This is a genomic window from Aliiroseovarius marinus (assembly GCF_004360145.1).
GTDB lineage: Bacteria > Pseudomonadota > Alphaproteobacteria > Rhodobacterales > Rhodobacteraceae > Aliiroseovarius > Aliiroseovarius marinus.
Genome location: NZ_SAIT01000003.1, coordinates 189,037 through 206,086 on the forward strand (window position 1 = coordinate 189,037; position 17,050 = coordinate 206,086).

Here is a 17,050-nt window from a genome sequence, read left to right on the forward strand (position 1 = left end):
CAGCGGTAAGCTGTCACCCAGAACTAAGCAGTCCTGCGAAATTTCGCTTGCGGTATATGTGGGCTCAGCCCTCGGCCAGAAGGCGCGCCATGCGCGGGGCGAAATAGGTTAGGATGCCGTCGCAACCGGCGCGTTTGAACGCCATCAGACTTTCGGCCATCACCTTGTCGCCATCAAGCCACCCATTTTGCGACGCAGCCATCAGCATCGCGTACTCGCCTGACACCTGATAGGCGAAGGTCGGCACGCCGAAGCTGTCTTTCACGCGCCGGCAGATATCCAGATAGGGCATGCCGGGCTTGACCATGATCATATCTGCGCCCTCTTGCAGGTCGCGTTCCACCAGACGCATGGCTTCGTCACTGTTGGCGGGGTCCATCTGATAGGTCTTCTTGTCACCCTTCAGCGCGCCCGAGGCCCCGACCGCGTCGCGGAACGGGCCGTAGAAGGCGCTCGCATATTTCGCGGTGTAGCTCATGATGGTCAGGTTGTGATAGCCAGCGGCTTCGATCGCGGTGCGCATGGCGCCGATGCGCCCGTCCATCATGTCGGACGGACCAAGAATGTCAGCGCCAGCTTCAGCCTGCGCCAACGCCATCTTCACCAGCGCCTCGACCGTTTCGTCATTCACGATCTCACCGTCGCGCACAATCCCGTCATGGCCATTGGCGTTATAGGGATCAAGCGCGATGTCGGTCATCACAGCGATCTCGGGCACAGCGGCCTTGATCGCCCGAATGGCGCGGTTCGACAGGTTGTCAGGGTTCCAAGCCTCTTCACAGGCTTCGGTCTTCAGCGCGGAATCCGTATAGGGGAAGATGCAAATTGCCGGAATGCCTAATGCATGCGCCTCGCGCGCGGCCTCTACCACAAGATCCACCGACTTCCGGGTCACACCGGGCATCGAGGGGATCTCTTGTTCCACATTCTCGCCCTCGACCACGAAAACCGGCCAGATAAGATCTGCCACCGTCAGCGTGTTCTCCCGCACCAGATCGCGCAACGCGCCGGATGACCGCGAACGGCGCAGGCGTGTGGCGGGGAAGGGGGCGACTGTATTGGGCTGAGGAATGCGGCTCACGAGGCTCTCCTTGGCTGTGACTTGACCGTGTCAGGGCCATAAAAGTGATCTGAAACTTCCTGCCACGGGTCCGCTCAGTTCACAAGTCCGCAATTTTCCGTTCTCCCGGCTGTTCCCGCTGGCACAGGCCCCGCCCCAACGCTAGGGTGAAACGCATTAGGACCACCAGCAGGGAACCAAAGTTGGATATTTACGCCACCCTTTTCGAAATCATTGATATGCGGTCTTTTTCCAACCTGTGGTATTGGATTGGGCTTGCCGTGGCGTGGTCGATGGCCAGCTATTGGGTGGTGGGCGTGCCCTATGACATGATACAGCGTGCTGGGCGTGTGGAAGGCGAGGCACAAGAGGACCTCGAGACCATTGTGCGCGTGAACTGCAACCGCATCACTTCGCTGTCCGACCAATCTGGAATGTCCCTGATTGCCGTTGCGTCGGCCGTGCTGACGTCCCTGATCATACTTGGGTTTTGGTATGGCATAGAGTTCGCCCAAGCCGTGTTTCTGTTGATGTTTCCGATGGTGATTGTCGGACTGCTCTCTGCACGAACAGCTATTACGATCCAAAGCCAAGCACTTGAAGGAGAGGCCTTGCGCCGTTACCTGCTGCGGCATCGTCTGATGGTGCAATTGATTGGAATGCTTGCCATCCTGATCACCGCGCTTTGGGGTATCAACCACAACCTTTCCAATGGCGTACTGAGGTAATCCTGACCGACCCGCCCCTTGCGTGGCCCTAACTGCACGGATACATCCGCCGCATGGACAAGCTTATTCTTTCTGGTGCCCCCGAGGGCTTTGACGCGACCCTTCTGGTGAAGGAACTCGACCGGTCTGGCGGGCCGGTTGTTCATGTGGCGCGGGATGAAAAGCGGCTGGCGGCGATGCAGGCGGCACTTGGCTTTTTTGCGCCGGACGTGACCTGTGTCACGTTCCCCGGCTGGGATTGTCTTCCCTTTGATCGCGTGTCCCCCAATGCGGACGTGTCTGCGGCGCGGATGGCGACCTTGGCCGGGTTGGCGACGGGGCAGATCAAGGGGCGGTTTGTCCTTCTGACCACGCTGAACGCCGTCACCCAACGCTTGCCTGCGCGGGCTACTCTGGCCGAGGCCAGCTTTGTCGCCAGTGTGGACAACCTGTTGGACGTCGATGCCCTGCGCGCGTTTCTAGTGCGCATGGGCTTTTCGCAATCCCCAACCGTGATGGAGCCGGGGGATTTTGCCGTTCGTGGTGGGATCATCGACATTTTCCCACCGGGCGAAAGCGGCCCCGTACGTCTGGACCTATTCGGAGACGTGTTGGATGGGGTTCGCCGCTTTGATCCGGCCACCCAACGCACGACGGAAAGCCTAAAGGGGATCGAGCTTGCCCCGGTGTCCGAGGTCATTCTGGACGAGGCCGCGATCACGCGGTTTCGGCAGAACTATCGCATTGAATTCGGCGCCGCTGGGTCGGACGATCCGCTTTACGAGGCCGTGTCTGCTGGGCGCAAGCATCAGGGTATCGAACATTGGCTGCCGTTCTTCCATGAACAACTGGAAACGCTATTTGACTATCTGCCCGATGCCTCGGTGATGTTGGATGACGGGTTGGATCCCGCCCGCCTTGCCCGGTGGGAGGCGATTACCGACCAGTATGAGACCCGCAAGATTGCGATGAACGCGAAGAACCGGATGGACAGCGTCTATAAGCCTTGTCCGCCGGATCTGCTGTATCTGGATGATCCCGCGTGGGCGACCGCGCTTGATGGGCGTCGTGTGGTCCAGTTGACGGCATTGCCGCAGCCCACAGGTGCGGGTGTGGTCGATGGCGGCGGACGGATCGGGCGCAACTTCTCTCCGGAACGCCAGCAAGAGAACATTAACCTTTTCAAGTCTCTGGCGGATCATATTGAAGCGAAAAATGAAACGTCTGTCATCGTTGCGTCCTATTCGGAAGGCGCACGGGAGCGTTTGCAGGGATTGTTGGCCGATGAAGGTGTGATCACAAGTCAAGTGATCACAAATTTCCGCGATGTTCCGGATGCTGCGGGTGGTATCTATCTGGCGGTCTGGGCGCTGGAGCACGGGTTTGAGGGGCCGGGGCTAACGGTGATCTCGGAGCAAGACGTATTGGGCGACCGCTTGATCCGCGCACCCAAGCGCAAACGCCGCGCCGAGAACTTCCTGACCGAGGCGCAAAGCCTGTCTCCGGGGGATCTGATCGTTCACGTTGACCACGGGGTCGGCAAATATAACGGGTTGGAAACCGTGACTGCGATGGGTGCGCCGCATGAATGCCTCGCCTTGGAATATGCGGGCGGGGATCGCCTGTTTGTGCCCGTCGAAAACATCGAGCTTCTGTCCAAGTTTGGCCAAGACACCGGCCTTCTGGACAAGCTGGGCGGCGGCGCGTGGCAGGCTAAGAAAGCCAAGCTGAAAGAGCGCATCCGCGAGATCGCGGACAAGCTGATCCGGCTTGCTGCCGAACGCGAGCTGCGCAAGGCGCCGACGCTGGAAGCCCCGCATCACGCGTGGGAAGAGTTCTCGGCCCGGTTCCCGTATCAGGAAACCGACGATCAGCTGTCCGCCATTGAAGATGTGATCGAGGATCTGGCCTCGGGCCGTCCGATGGATCGTCTGGTTTGCGGCGATGTGGGCTTTGGCAAGACCGAGGTGGCTATGCGTGCCGCATTCGTCGCCGCTATGTCGGGCCAGCAAGTCGCGGTGATCGCGCCGACCACGTTGTTGGCGCGCCAGCACTTTAAAAGCTTCTCGGAACGCTTCCGGGGCTTTCCCATCAATGTCGGGCAACTGTCGCGCTTTGTGGGGCAGGCCGAGGCGAAACGGACCCGCGAAGGCATGTCGCGCGGTACGATGGATATCGTTGTCGGCACGCACGCGCTGTTGGCAAAAGATGTGCGGTTCGAGAACCTCGGCCTCTTGATTGTCGACGAAGAACAGCGCTTTGGGGTGAACCACAAAGAACGGCTGAAGGAGCTGCGTTCCGACGTGCATGTCCTGACGCTCTCGGCCACGCCAATCCCGCGTACGCTGCAGATGTCCTTGTCCGGGGTGCGCGATCTGTCGATCATTGGCACGCCGCCCGTCGACCGCCTGTCGATCCGCACCTATGTCTCGGAATTCGACGGCGTCACCATCCGCGAGGCGCTGCTGCGTGAACATTATCGTGGGGGGCAGAGCTTCTACGTGGTGCCGCGCGTCAAGGATATTCCAGACATCGAGGCCTTCCTGAAGGACCACGTTCCAGAAGTCAGTTTCGTCACAGCCCACGGTCAAATGGCGGCGGGCGAGTTGGATGACCGCATGAACGCCTTCTATGACGGAAAATATGATGTGCTGCTGGCCACGACGATTGTCGAAAGCGGCATCGACATACCGACCGCGAACACGATGGTCGTGCACCGCGCGGATATGTTCGGGCTGGCGCAGCTTTATCAGATCCGGGGCAGGGTGGGGCGCTCGAAAACCCGCGCTTATGCCTATCTGACCACGAAACCGCGCGTGCCCCTGACGCAGACCGCGCAAAAGCGCCTGCGCGTGCTGGGGTCTCTGGATACGCTGGGGGCTGGGTTCACACTGGCCTCGCAGGATCTGGACATTCGCGGTGCCGGCAATCTGGTGGGTGAAGAGCAATCCGGCCAAATGCGTGAAGTGGGCTATGAGCTTTACCAACAGATGCTAGAAGAGGCGATTGCCAAGATTAAGTCGGGTCAGCTGGAGGGTCTGTCGGACGCGGACAGCAGTTGGGCACCGCAGATCAACCTTGGCGTTCCTGTATTGATCCCAGATACTTACGTCCCTGATCTTGATGTGCGTCTAGGCCTCTATCGTCGCCTGTCATCACTGTCCAAGAAGGTCGAGCTGGAAGGCTTTGCCGCCGAGCTGATCGACCGCTTCGGCCCACTTCCGAAAGAGGTGAACACCCTGATGCTGATTGTGCGCATCAAAGGCATGTGTAAGCGTGCGGGCATTGCCAAACTGGATGGCGGGCCGAAAGGGGCGACGATTCAGTTCCACAACGACAAGTTTGCCTCGCCCGTTGGATTGGTCGAGTTTATTCAGGCGCAGAACGGTCTGGCGAAGGTGCGCGACAACAAAATTGTTGTGCGACGCGACTGGCGCAAAACCTCGGACAAGATCCGCGGGGCCTTTGCGATTGCGCAGGATCTGGCGATGAAGGTGAAAGAGGCCAAGGCACAAGAAAAGAAAGCCTAATCCGATCAGGATTTGCGCCCCAAGGCGGCCAGATGTGCAACACCTTGCAAACACCGTGTTTCGCGCTTTGACAAGGCGGTACTGACCCCTTATCCACGTGGGCACTGGGATGTCTAAAGAAAGATAGAAACATGGCATTTTTCGAGGGGTCTGGCAGCGCAGCCGGGACAACCGCATTTAAAGCGCTGAGAGGACTGGCCAGCAGCAGTGGATTGGCAATTTTGCTAGCAATTTCAGGGGGGGCTGCCACCCTTCCGATGCCCGCTCAGGCGCAGACATATTCTTTCACTAAGGTCGAGATCGAAGGCACGCAGCGGATTGAGGCTGCAACCATCCTGTCCTATCTGGGAATCGCTCAGGGCGAGACGGTCAGCGCCGCACAGCTGAATGACGGCTACCAGCGCCTTGTCGCGTCCGGTCTGTTCGAAGACGTCAAAGTCATCCCGCGTGGCAATGTTCTGGTCGTACAGGTCCGTGAATATCCGACCATCAACGTCGTCTCGGTCGAAGGGAACCGCCGGGTCAAGGATGAGGTCTTCGATGACCTGCTGAAATCACGCTCGCGTCAGGTATTCAGCCCTGCAACCGCCGAGCAAGACGTGCAGACCATTATCGAGGTCTATCAAGCACAAGGCCGCTTGGCCGCCCGTGTAACCCCAAGAATTATTCGTCGTGCCAACAACCGCGTGGATCTGGTTTTCGAAGTGATCGAGGGCAAGAACACCGAAGTTGAACGTCTGTCCTTCGTGGGCAACCGCAAGTTCTCGGATGCGCGTCTGCGTCGGGTTCTGGAAACCAAGCAAGCCGGCATCCTACGTGCGCTGATCCAGCGCGACTCCTACGTTCCGGAACGGATCGAGTTTGATAAGCAGGTTCTGAAGGACTTCTATCAGTCGCGCGGCTATGTGGATTTCAAAACCACTGGCGTAACCAGCGAGTTCTCGCGCGAGCGCGACGCCTTCTTCATCACCTTCAAGGTTCAGGAAGGCCAGCAATTCCGCTTTGGCGAGATCACGACCGTCTCTGAAGTCGAGGGCGTGGACACCGCAGATTTCCATGCGGCGCAGAACATCAAATCCGGGAACGTCTTTAGCCCAGCTCAGCTGGACAATGCGATCGCCCGGATGGAGCGTCTTGCCATCCAAAAAGGTCTGGATTTCATTCGCGTCGACCCGCGTGTCACCCGTGACGAACGCAACCAGCTTCTGAACATCGAACTGGTTCTGGTCCGTGGCCCGCGCATCATTGTTGAACGCATCGATATTGAGGGCAACGCCACCACACTGGACCGCGTTGTGCGCGATCAGTTCCGCGTGGTCGAAGGCGACCCGTTCAACCCGCGTGAAATTCGCGAGGCAACCGAACGCGTGCGCGCCCTTGGGTTCTTTGCCGACGCGCAAGTGGACGCGCGCCCCGGCTCTGCCCCCGATCAGGTTGTTATCGACGTCGATGTCGAAGAAGCACCAACCGGCTCGCTGAGCCTTGGTGGTGTCTACAGCCTTGAAAACGGCTTTGGTCTGAACCTGGCCTTCACGGAACGCAACTTCCTGGGGCGAGGTCAGTATATCTCGGCAAGTTTCCAGAACACCGATGACAGCCTGAGCTTCTCGTTCAAGTTTGCAGAACCGGCCTTCTTGGGCCGTGATCTGGAGTTCGGTTTCGAGACCTATTACCAGTCCACCGACCAAGCGTCGTCGTTCTACAACACGAACTCGCTGGCGTTCCGTCCATCCATCGCGTTCCCGATCAACGAATATTCGCGCCTTGGTCTGCGCGTCTATGCAGACGGGACGGAAGTGACTGACGTTAACGCGGACAGCTCGGACTTGCTGAAGGCGGACGAAGCTCGTGGTCGCCAGATTGGTGGCGGTGTCGGCTTCTCGTACAGCTATGACACGCGCCGCACCGGTTTGGACCCGAACCGTGGGTACTTGTTCCAACTGGACGGTGATATCGGCGGTATCGGTGCGGACTATCAATATGCCCGAGCCACAGCGCTGGCACAGGCGCTGACCAAGGTCTGGAATGACGAGGTCACGCTCTCGGCGACGGTTGAAGGTGGTTTCCTGACCAGCCTGAACGGCGCAAGCTCGCGCGTGACGGACCGTTTCCGCATGGGCCCGTCCAAGCTGCGTGGCTTCGCGACCAACGGTCTTGGTCCCCGTGACCTGACCGCAACGAACCAAGACACGCTGGGCGGCAACATGTTTGCCGTGGCCCGTCTTGAGGCGCAGTTCCCGCTGGGTCTGCCGGAAGAATACGGTATCACCGGCGGTCTGTTTGTTGACGCTGGTACGCTGTGGGGTCTGGATGACACCCTTGGTGGGGCCATCGATGATAGCGCGCAACTGCGGTCGTCCATCGGCGCGTCGATCTTCTGGGATACCCCGATCGGTCCGCTGCGCTTCAACTACTCCAAGGTTCTGGCCAAGGAAAGCTATGACGAAGAAAACAACTTCGAGCTCACGATTTCGGCTCAGTTCTGATCACAGAGTGCCTCGGATAATCCGGGGCACTTTTTTTCGGAACCTGATCGGCGGTGTTGCTTTGGCTTCAGCAATGTGTGGCGTGATCCTGCCGTCAGCCGTACAGGCGCAGCAAGTAGGCGTGCAGTCCGTCTCGCAGATCGTGACGATCGATCGCCAAAGGTTGTTTTCAGAAACGGCCTATGGTCAGCGTGTTGTGGCAACGGTCGAGGTTGAACGTACGCGTCTGGCGCAAGAAACCCGCGAAGCGGAAGCTGCGCTGGCGCAGGAAGAAAAGCTGCTGACCGAGCAGCGCAGCTCTCTGGATCCGACCTCTTTCCGTGTTTTGGCGGACGCTTTTGATAAAAAGGTCAATGAGTTGCGCGCCGAAGGTCAAGTGCGCGAGCAAGAGTTCGTGCGTGTTTTGGAACGCGAGCAGACTGCCTTCTTCGAACGTATCGGTCCGATCTTGGGCCGCATGGTGCGCGAGCTGGGGGCCGTCGTCATCCTTGACCGACGCGCTATTTTGCTTGCGACGCAGAACATCGACATCACGGACATGGCCATTCGCCGGATCGATCAGGAACTTGGGGACGGTCTATCGACCCCCAACGCGCCGACGGACGATTCAGGTGATGAGGCCCCCGCTGACGCGCCAGAAAGCCCCGCGCCGGAAGGTGCCAGCAACAACTGAATCGGATTGTTTCGCCTTCGCAGGGCTGATAATCAATGATGTCAGACAATTGGCGTGAAAAGCGCCGGGACAGAAGGAAAAACAGACATGGTCGACGTGCCCAGCACAGCTGATATTCAGCTTATTCAGGAATGTATCCCCCACCGCTATCCTTTCCTTCTGGTGGACAAGGTTGAAGACATCCGCGCAGGTGAATTTGCCCGTGGCATCAAGATGGTCACGATGAACGAGCCGCATTTCCAAGGCCACTTCCCGGGTCTTCCGATCATGCCGGGCGTGACCATTATCGAAGCGATGGCTCAGACTTCGGCGGTGATGGTCTCGCTTTCGTTGGATCTGGTTGGCTCGGGTGCCGTGGTCTATTTCATGGGCATCGACACCGCGAAGTTCCGTCGCAAAGTGGTTCCGGGCGACCGTCTGGAGCTGGAAGTGACCACCGTGCGCGGTGGCGCAAAAGTCTGGAAGTTTGACGGCGTGGCCAAAGTGGACGGCGAGATCGCCTGTACCGCCACGTTCATGGCGATGATCGACGTCACCGGCGGAAAGGGCTGATTATGGGGATTGATCCCTCGGCCAAGATCCACGCCAGCGCCATTATCGAAGATGGCGCCGTTGTTGGCGCTGACTGTCACATCGGACCTCTTTGTACGGTCGGTCCTCAGGTCAAGCTGGGCAAGGGCGTCGAGCTGAAGTCTCATGTCGTCGTGACCGGCGACACCGAGATTGGAGACGAAACCGTGGTGTTTCCGTTTTCCGTCATCGGTGAAATCCCACAGGATCTGAAATTTGCCGGTGAAAACACCAAGCTGATCATCGGTAAACGCAACCGCATTCGCGAGCATGTGACGATGAACACCGGGACGGCCGGTGGCGGTTATATCACCCGCGTGGGCGATGACGGGCTGTTTATGGCTGGTTGCCATGTGGCGCATGATGCGCAGATCGGCAACAAGGTGATCTTGGTGAACAATGTGGCCGTTGCAGGCCATGTGGTGATCGAAGATGACGTGATCGTTGGTGGCCTGTCCGGTCTGCACCAATGGGTGCGCATCGGGCGCGGGGCCATTATTGGCGCGCTGTCGATGGTCACAGCAGATGTGTTGCCGCATGCGTTGGTCCAAGGTCCACGTGGAGAGCTGGACGGCTTGAACCTTGTCGGGCTGAAACGCCGTGGCGTAGATCGGGCGGACATCACCGCTTTGCGCGCGGCTTTCCTGATGCTGAAACAGGGCGAAGGCTCGTTCCAGGAACGCGCGGCGCGTTTGGGCGAAGAAAGCGACAGCGCCTATGTGCGTGAAATGGTCGAGTTCATCACGGGCGACAGCGACCGTGGCTTCCTGACGCCGAAGTAAGCGCCCATGTCGGACCGCCTTGCCATCATCGCCGGAACCGGAGAGCTGCCGCAGAAAATCGCGGCGGCCAACGCGGACGCGCTTTTCGTGACGATCAAGGGCGTCGAGGTGTCCGTCCCGGACGGGTTTGAGCATGTGGATGCGAGCTATGAGAAGCTCGGCGCGCTGTTTAAGGCGATGCGCGGGGCAGGGGTTGCACGCGTTGTGTTTGCGGGCAAGGTGGATCGGCCCAAACTGAACCCCCTGCGCATGGATCGCATGACCTTAGGGCTGTTTCCGCGTGTGAAGGCGGTGCTTGGCAAGGGCGATGACGCGCTTTTGCGCCTTGTGGCCGAGGTGTTCGAGGAGCAAGGTTTCACCGTCGTAGGCGCCACAGAGGTGACCGCCGCGCTGGCCATCGAGGCCAGTCACGCCGGTCGCGCGACCAGCGCGCAGGACCGCGTTGATGCGGACCGGGGCTGGCAATTGCTGGACGTATTGGCAGGCGAAGACATCGCGCAGGGCGTGGTGATCGCAGGCGGGCAATGTCTTGGCATTGAGAGCATTCAGGGGACCAATGCGCTATTGGCCTTCGCCGGACAGACGCCTGAGCACCTGAAACAAGGGGGGCGTGGCGTTTTTGTGAAACGCCCGAAGCCGGGCCAGGACGGGCGGATGGATATTCCCACGATTGGCCCTGATACAGTACGTGCAGTGGCCGCGGCTGGTCTGGGGGGGATCGTGTTGGAAGAAGGCGTGATCGTGCTGGACCGGGCCGAGGTAGAAGCGCTGCTGGCTGAATATGATCTCTTTCTGGACGTGCGAAAGGGGCAGCCATGAAGGTCTTTATGATTGCAGGCGAACCATCCGGCGACCGTTTGGGTGCGGCCTTGATGGAAGGCTTGAAAACCCTGCGCCCGGATGTTGAGTTCATGGGCATCGGCGGTGTTGCGATGGAAGAGCAGGGGCTGACCTCGCGCTTTCCGATGTCGGAGCTTTCGGTCATGGGGATTGCCGAAGTCGCGCCGAAATACTTCCACTTAAAACGCCGCATTCGTGAAACGGCTGAGGCCATCGTTGCTGCGGATCCGGATGTGTTGATCACCATCGACAGCCCGGATTTCTGCCTGCGCGTGGCGCGGATCGTGAAGGAAGAAGAGGTCGAGGGTCAGACCTTTGGCCATGACATCCCCATTGTGCATTACGTGGCGCCGTCGGTCTGGGCCTGGCGCCCGAAACGCGCGGCCAAGATGGCCCGTTGGGTGGATCATGTGCTGGCGCTCTTGCCGTTCGAGCCACCCTATATGCAGGCCGCGGGTATGGGCTGTGATTTCGTTGGGCATCCGGTCGTGGCCGAACCTCAGGCGGATGACGCTGCGGCGCAGGCCTTCCGTGACGCCCACGGCATTGGGGACGCACCGCTTTTGCTGGTCCTGCCGGGCTCGCGCAAGGGCGAGGTCTCGCGTCTGGCCGAACGCTTTGGCGAGGTGATTGCCCACGCCAAGCGCGAAAAACCAGAGCTACAGGTGGTGCTGCCTATGGCGCAAGGCGTCGAGGGTCTGGTGCGTGAAGAGACCGCGAAATGGTCTGTGTCGCCCATACTGATCCCCGCCGCGCAGCAGGATGACAAACGGGCGGCGTTCAAGGCGGCCGATGTGGCGCTAGCGGCCTCGGGCACCGTGTCCCTTGAGCTTGCGGCGGCGCACACACCGATGGTCATCGCCTATGATATGAATTGGCTTAGCCGCTTCCTGATTGGGCGGATGTTACAGATCGATACGGTGACACTGGTCAATCTGGTATCCGAGACCCGCGCAATTCCAGAGTTTCTTGGGAAGGACTGCACGCCAGACCGCATCACGCCAGCGCTTTTGGCGGTTCTGGATGCGCCAGAAGCTCAGAACGAGGCGATGCGGGTGACGATGGAGCGCCTTGGAAAAGGCGGTGAAGCGCCCGGACTACGCGCCGCGCGGTCGGTTTTGGCAGCGATCGCTTAAGCGCTTCACCCGCGCCAGATCCACCCGCCGCCAAAGATGCGCGGCCCGTCCATGTCATAAAACACACAGGCCTGTCCGGGGCTGACACCTTCCTCGGGTGTCAGCAGTTCCACTTCGGCTTCCGTGTCCGAGATCGGGTGGATGATCGCCTCGCGCGGGGGGCGGGTCGAGCGGATTTTGACGCCCAAATGCCATTCCTTGCGCGAGGTGAAAGGCTCGTCGCCCAGCCAGTTGATCTCGCGCACCGGCACGATGCGGGTCGCCAGCATCTCTTTCGGGCCGACAACGACCTGTTTGTTGTCCACATCCAGCTTCACCACATAGAGCGGTTCAGACAGGCCTCCGATACCCAGGCCACGGCGCTGACCGATCGTGTAGTGAATGACGCCTTCATGCGTACCCAACACGCGGCCATCCGCATGGACGATCTCGCCGGGTTCGGCTGCACCGGGGCGCAGCTTTTCAATCACACCGGCATAGTTGCCATCGGGGACAAAACAGATGTCCTGGCTGTCGGGTTTGTCTGCGACCTCCAGCCCATATTTCCGTGCAAGTTCACGAGTTTCTGCCTTGGTCTTCAAGTGACCAAGCGGGAAACGCAGATAGTCGAGCTGCTCGGGTGTCGTCGAAAACAGGAAGTAGCTTTGATCGCGCACGGGATCAGCGGCGCGGTGCAATTCCGCGCCGTGTTCTCCCATCTCACGTTGGATATAGTGGCCCGTTGCCATACAATCGGCGCCCAGATCGCGCGCGGTCTCAAGCAGATCCTTGAACTTCACCCGTTCGTTGCAGCGAATGCAGGGCACCGGGGTCGCACCGCTCAGATAGCTATCGGCAAATTCCTCGATCACGGCATCCTGAAAGATGTTTTCGTAATCAAGCACATAGTGGGGGAAGCCCATATCTTCGGCCACACGGCGCGCGTCATGGATGTCAATCCCGGCGCAGCAGGCACCTTTCTTGGCCAGCGCAGCGCCGTGGTCATAAAGCTGCAGCGTGACACCAATCACGTCATAGCCTTCCTCGGCCAGCTTAGCAGCCACAACCGAGCTGTCCACGCCACCGGACATGGCAACGACAACCCGCGTGTCAGCAGGGGACTTGGCAATGCCAAGGGAATTCAGCGCAGGCGCAGTCGTTACATTAACCGACATGTTGGGATCCTTTTTAAAGCGTATCGGAATATAGGAAAATTCGAACGAACAACAAGGGGGCGCTTCACAGATCTTTAAGCCTGTCTCGTCATGGTCGGTCCAGATCATTTGCGAGGGTTCATCATGTATCTAAAAAAAATAGAAGGGCCGCGCGCCGTCACCCTGCCAGACGGGTCGATCATGACGCGCGCGGATCTACCGCCAAAGGACACACGCCGCTGGGTTGCCAGCCGGAAAGCGCGCGTAGTCAAGGGGATACGTCATGGCCTACTGACGCATGACGAGGCCTGTTCGTTGTATGATCTGTCGGAGGAAGAGCTTGAAGAATGGCTCAGGGCCGTCGAAAATCACGGTGAAGTTGCCTTGAAAGCCACAGAACTACAAAAATATAGACAACCATAGGTAGTATTCGCTAAAAGTTCTCATAGGGTAACCTGCGATTAACCATTTCACGCAATGTTCAACCCAAGACAGAACCAGATGCGGAGAAACCCATTATGAGAATCCTTCTTGTTGAAGATGATCCGACGACATCACGCAGCATCGAGTTGATGCTGACACATGCGAACTTGAACGTCTATGCAACAGACCTGGGCGAAGAGGGGATCGATCTGGCAAAGCTTTATGATTACGATCTTATTTTGCTTGATTTGAACCTGCCTGACATAAACGGACACGAAGTTCTGCGCCAATTGCGCATGGCCCGGATCGATACGCCAATCCTGATCCTGTCGGGGGCTGACGACACCGAAAACAAGATCAAAGGGTTTGGTTTCGGGGCAGACGATTACATGACGAAACCCTTCCATCGGGAAGAGCTGATTGCGCGTATCCATGCAATTATTCGGCGCTCGAAGGGGCATTCACAGTCGGTGATCAAAACGGGCCAGGTCTCGATCAACCTCGATGCGAAAACTGTGGATGTGGATGGTCGCCCGGTACATTTGACCGGCAAGGAATACCAGATGCTCGAGCTGTTGTCGCTGCGCAAGGGCACGACTCTTACGAAAGAGATGTTCCTGAACCATCTTTACGGCGGCCTGGATGAACCAGAACTGAAGATCATCGATGTGTTTATCTGCAAACTGCGCAAAAAACTGTCGACGGCCACCGGTGGCGAAAACCATATCGAAACGGTCTGGGGGCGCGGCTATGTCCTGCGTGATCCGGATCCGGTCGAGCTGGATTCACAGATTGCGATTGGTGCCTAAGTACCGGGTCTGTAAAGAGTGCTGAACTCCGGCATGAGAAAGGGCGGCTTGGCCGCCCTTTCTTTGTTATGCTCCTACGAGTGCGCGGGCGATTTCCGCGGCCAGTCGCGCGTTGTTCTTGACCAAGGCGATATTGGCGACCAGCGACGCACCTTCGGTCGCATGAAAAATACGATCCAACAGATAAGGCGTGACCTTCTTGGCCGAAATGCCCTCGGCCTCGGCGGCTGCAAGCGCCTCTTCGATCACTGGCGTGATGACTTCGCGGGGGATTTCGGCATCTTCTGGGATTGGATTGGCCACCAACTGTCCACCTTCAAGCCCCATAAGCGCGCGGGTTTTGGCCGCTGCGGCAATCTGATCCGCGCTGTCCATACGCAGAGGGGCGGCCAGGTCTGAGGTGCGGGACCAGAAGGCGGGGAAACTATCCTGCCCATAGGCGATCACCGGAACGCCCAGCGTTTCCAGAACTTCCAGTGTTTTGGGCAAATCCAGAATGGCCTTGGCCCCAGCGGCGACCACGGTGACAGGTGTCTTCGACAGCTCGCGCAGATCGGCTGAGATATCAAAGCTGGCTTCGGCACCGCGATGCACGCCGCCGATCCCTCCGGTCGCAAAGACCGAGATTCCCGCCAGATGTGCAGCAATCATGGTGGCGGCGACGGTGGTGGCCCCGGTGCCCCCGGTGGCAATGCAGGCCGCTATGTCCGCGCGCGATAGTTTCGCGACGCCCTTGGCCTGACCCAACGCATCCAATTGCGCGTCATTCAGGCCGATATGTAGATTACCGTCCAACACCGCGATGGTCGCGGGGACGGCGCCGTTTTCGCGAATGACGGCTTCGACCGCGCGGGCAGTTTCAACGTTCTGCGGAAATGGCATCCCGTGTGTGATGATGGTGCTTTCCAGCGCTACAATCGGCGCGCCAGCATCACGCGCTGCAGCGACCTCGTCCGAGAAATGCAAGGGCAGGGTCATAGGTCTTCTCCTGAAACATATTGGGCGGCGGTTTTTTGGGCCATTTCAAGCGCGACTGCAGGTGCATTCCCGGCAAGTTCAGCTGCGATATGGGCGGCCATGAACGTGTCTCCGGCTCCGGTAATCCGACGTACGCGGACCGAGGGGCAGGGGGTCTGGATCACGCCACGTTCGTGATGACCATCGGCAGCGAAACTTCCACCATCAGTGACCAGAACCCGTGTGGCGCCAGCATCCAGCAGCCCCTGCGCAGCCCTGCCGGCGCTGTCATATTGAGCTTCGGTCAGATAGCCAGCTTCTTCGCGATTCACATAAAGCGTTGCCCCTGGATGCCGCATCAAAGGCGCCAAGCGGCGCGCTTTGCCGGGACTGGCGGGCGCCACCCGCAGATCCGCACGGGCGAAACTGGCATGGGTCGCGATTTCCTCCAGAAGCGCGCGTGTCAGATTGCCATCGAGCGCAATTGTGCCCGAATAGGGCGCGCGTGCGCTTCCCAATCGGCCATCTTCCAACGGGGCGAGGATCGCATCCCCGGCCGCTTCCAGCGTATGGGCATCGGCCACTGCCGCGATCAGCCCTTCGGGGCCTTCAATTGCCATGTAGCGATCCGTGGGCAACCCGTCGGGGCGATTGATGAACTCTGTGTTCATCCCGCGCGCCGCGCAGTCATCCAGTAACTCGTCGCCCTCGCGATCCCGTCCAACAGCAGTCAGCAGCGCCGAGCGCAGCCCAAACCGTTGTAGGGTCATCGCAATGTTCATCGCGACGCCTCCGGGCAGGCGCGTAATGCGACCCGGTTCGTCCGAGCCAACGCGCATCGGGTGCGGTGTGCGTCCGATCACATCCCAAAGGACGGAGCCAATGCAAAGAATATCCTGTGTCATGCCAGTTTTGTGCCGTGATTTCCGAGTAAGGACAAGCCATGACCACGCGAGACCATGCTTCGTCGTTTTGGGCTTGCGCGGTTGGCCCGCGCCCTGTATACGCGCGCTCGTAAACCACAGGTGCTGTGCGGGCCTATGGGGGAGACATCCCCATCGTGTCCACCGGTTGAAGGGCGACCTTCGAAACGCAGTGCCGAGGATGAAACCGGAAAGGATATAGAAATGGCATTGCCTGATTTCTCGCTGCGCCAGCTGCTCGAAGCTGGTGTTCACTTTGGTCACCAGACCCAACGTTGGAACCCCCGTATGGCTCCGTTCATCTATGGTGAACGCAATGGGATCCACATTTTCGACCTGACCCAGACCCTGCCGATGCTGGACGCCGCTCTGAACGCCGTTCGCGAAACCGTTGCTAAAGGCGGCCGCGTTCTGTTCGTTGGCACCAAGCGTCAGGCTGCTGGCCCGATCGCTGATGCGGCTGAAAAGTCGGCTCAGTACTACATGAACCACCGCTGGCTGGGCGGCACGCTGACCAACTGGCAGACCGTTTCGCAGTCGATCAACCGCCTGAAAGAGGTGGACGAGAAGCTGGCATCGGGTGCTGAAGGCCTGACCAAGAAAGAGCGTCTGGGCATGGAACGTGACCAGCAGAAACTGCAAGCCTCGCTGGGCGGGATCCGCGAAATGGGCGGCGTTCCTGATCTGCTGTTCGTCATCGACGTGAAAAAAGAAAGCCTGGCCATCGCAGAAGCCAACAAACTGGGCATCCCGGTTGTTGCTGTTGTCGACACCAACTGCCCGCCGGAAGGCGTGGACTACATCATCCCGGGCAACGATGACGCCGCACGCGCCATTGCTCTGTACTGTGACCTGGCTGCCCGCGCAGCTCTGGACGGCATGTCGGCCCAGATGGGCGCTGCTGGCATCGACCTGGGTGCGATGGAAGAAGCTCCGGCAGAAGAAGCCGTTGCTGAAGAAGCTGCTCCGGCAGAATAAGTCAGACCGCGTGCGCGGGGCAGGGGACTGGCCCGCGCAACTG

General features: G+C 59.2%; 15 protein-coding genes. 11 read left to right on the plus strand and 4 right to left on the minus strand.

Translation table 11 applies throughout. The annotated features are described in order from the left end of the window. Window positions 1-64: 64 nt before the first annotated feature. Complete coding sequence (gene hemB / locus EOL43_RS10615) at window positions 65-1,081, minus strand: porphobilinogen synthase (RefSeq protein ID WP_240686530.1); 1,017 nt, start codon at window positions 1,079-1,081, stop codon at window positions 65-67. Window positions 1,082-1,299: 218 nt separating this feature from the next. Here hemB and EOL43_RS10620 point away from each other — a divergent pair, with 218 nt between their 5' ends. The 8 genes from EOL43_RS10620 to lpxB all read left to right on the plus strand — a co-directional run bounded on the left by EOL43_RS10620 (window position 1,300) and on the right by lpxB (window position 11,784). Further along, window positions 1,300-1,788, plus strand: coding sequence for a component of SufBCD complex (locus EOL43_RS10620; RefSeq protein WP_240686531.1), 489 nt, complete (start codon window positions 1,300-1,302; stop codon window positions 1,786-1,788). 53 nt (window positions 1,789-1,841) lie between these two features. Then, on the plus strand, window positions 1,842-5,297 hold the full coding sequence (mfd, locus tag EOL43_RS10625; RefSeq protein ID WP_133488339.1) for a transcription-repair coupling factor: 3,456 nt from the start codon (window positions 1,842-1,844) through the stop codon (window positions 5,295-5,297). A 131-nt stretch (window positions 5,298-5,428) separates the two neighbouring features. Next, window positions 5,429-7,783, plus strand: a complete 2,355-nt coding sequence (gene bamA / locus EOL43_RS10630; protein ID WP_133488341.1) for an outer membrane protein assembly factor BamA — start codon at window positions 5,429-5,431, stop codon at window positions 7,781-7,783. Window positions 7,784-7,844: 61 nt separating this feature from the next. Continuing rightward, entirely contained in the window at window positions 7,845-8,456 is a 612-nt protein-coding gene (locus EOL43_RS10635) for an OmpH/Skp family outer membrane protein (protein ID WP_166636236.1), read from the plus strand. 87 nt (window positions 8,457-8,543) lie between these two features. Next, the gene (fabZ, locus tag EOL43_RS10640; protein WP_133488345.1) at window positions 8,544-9,008 is read left to right on the plus strand and encodes a 3-hydroxyacyl-ACP dehydratase FabZ; all 465 of its coding nucleotides are present in this window, start codon (window positions 8,544-8,546) and stop codon (window positions 9,006-9,008) included. 2 nt (window positions 9,009-9,010) lie between these two features. Next, on the plus strand, window positions 9,011-9,808 hold the full coding sequence (gene lpxA / locus EOL43_RS10645; RefSeq protein ID WP_133488347.1) for an acyl-ACP--UDP-N-acetylglucosamine O-acyltransferase: 798 nt from the start codon (window positions 9,011-9,013) through the stop codon (window positions 9,806-9,808). Window positions 9,809-9,814: 6 nt separating this feature from the next. Further along, the gene (locus EOL43_RS10650; protein ID WP_133488349.1) at window positions 9,815-10,627 is read left to right on the plus strand and encodes an LpxI family protein; all 813 of its coding nucleotides are present in this window, start codon (window positions 9,815-9,817) and stop codon (window positions 10,625-10,627) included. Beyond that, a complete protein-coding gene (lpxB, locus tag EOL43_RS10655) occupies window positions 10,624-11,784 on the plus strand; it encodes a lipid-A-disaccharide synthase (RefSeq protein WP_133488351.1) in 1,161 nt (386 codons plus the stop codon). Before EOL43_RS10650 ends, lpxB begins: the two co-directional genes overlap by 4 nt. Window positions 11,785-11,789: 5 nt before the next feature. Here the strand turns inward: lpxB and mnmA are convergent, their stop codons facing one another. Beyond that, window positions 11,790-12,938: a tRNA 2-thiouridine(34) synthase MnmA gene (mnmA, locus tag EOL43_RS10660; RefSeq protein ID WP_133488353.1), complete on the minus strand. Its 1,149-nt coding sequence runs from the start codon at window positions 12,936-12,938 to the stop codon at window positions 11,790-11,792. Between the two features lie 123 nt (window positions 12,939-13,061). Here mnmA and sciP point away from each other — a divergent pair, with 123 nt between their 5' ends. Both sciP and ctrA read left to right on the plus strand, forming a co-directional pair. Then, entirely contained in the window at window positions 13,062-13,340 is a 279-nt protein-coding gene (gene sciP, locus EOL43_RS10665) for a CtrA inhibitor SciP (RefSeq protein ID WP_133488355.1), read from the plus strand. Window positions 13,341-13,435: 95 nt separating this feature from the next. After that, window positions 13,436-14,149 carry a response regulator transcription factor CtrA gene (ctrA, locus tag EOL43_RS10670; protein WP_133488357.1) on the plus strand — a complete coding sequence of 238 codons (714 nt, stop codon included), beginning with the start codon at window positions 13,436-13,438 and terminating at the stop codon, window positions 14,147-14,149. Window positions 14,150-14,215: 66 nt separating this feature from the next. Here the strand turns inward: ctrA and EOL43_RS10675 are convergent, their stop codons facing one another. Further along, on the minus strand, window positions 14,216-15,127 hold the full coding sequence (locus EOL43_RS10675) for a pseudouridine-5'-phosphate glycosidase (RefSeq protein WP_133488359.1): 912 nt from the start codon (window positions 15,125-15,127) through the stop codon (window positions 14,216-14,218). Continuing rightward, entirely contained in the window at window positions 15,124-16,011 is an 888-nt protein-coding gene (locus EOL43_RS10680) for a carbohydrate kinase family protein (protein ID WP_133488361.1), read from the minus strand. The genes EOL43_RS10675 and EOL43_RS10680 overlap by 4 nt, the downstream gene beginning before the upstream one ends. 222 nt (window positions 16,012-16,233) lie before the next feature. On the opposite strand from EOL43_RS10680, the gene rpsB reads away from it, so the two are divergent. Further along, on the plus strand, window positions 16,234-17,007 hold the full coding sequence (gene rpsB, locus EOL43_RS10685; RefSeq protein ID WP_133488363.1) for a 30S ribosomal protein S2: 774 nt from the start codon (window positions 16,234-16,236) through the stop codon (window positions 17,005-17,007). Window positions 17,008-17,050: the final 43 nt, after the last annotated feature.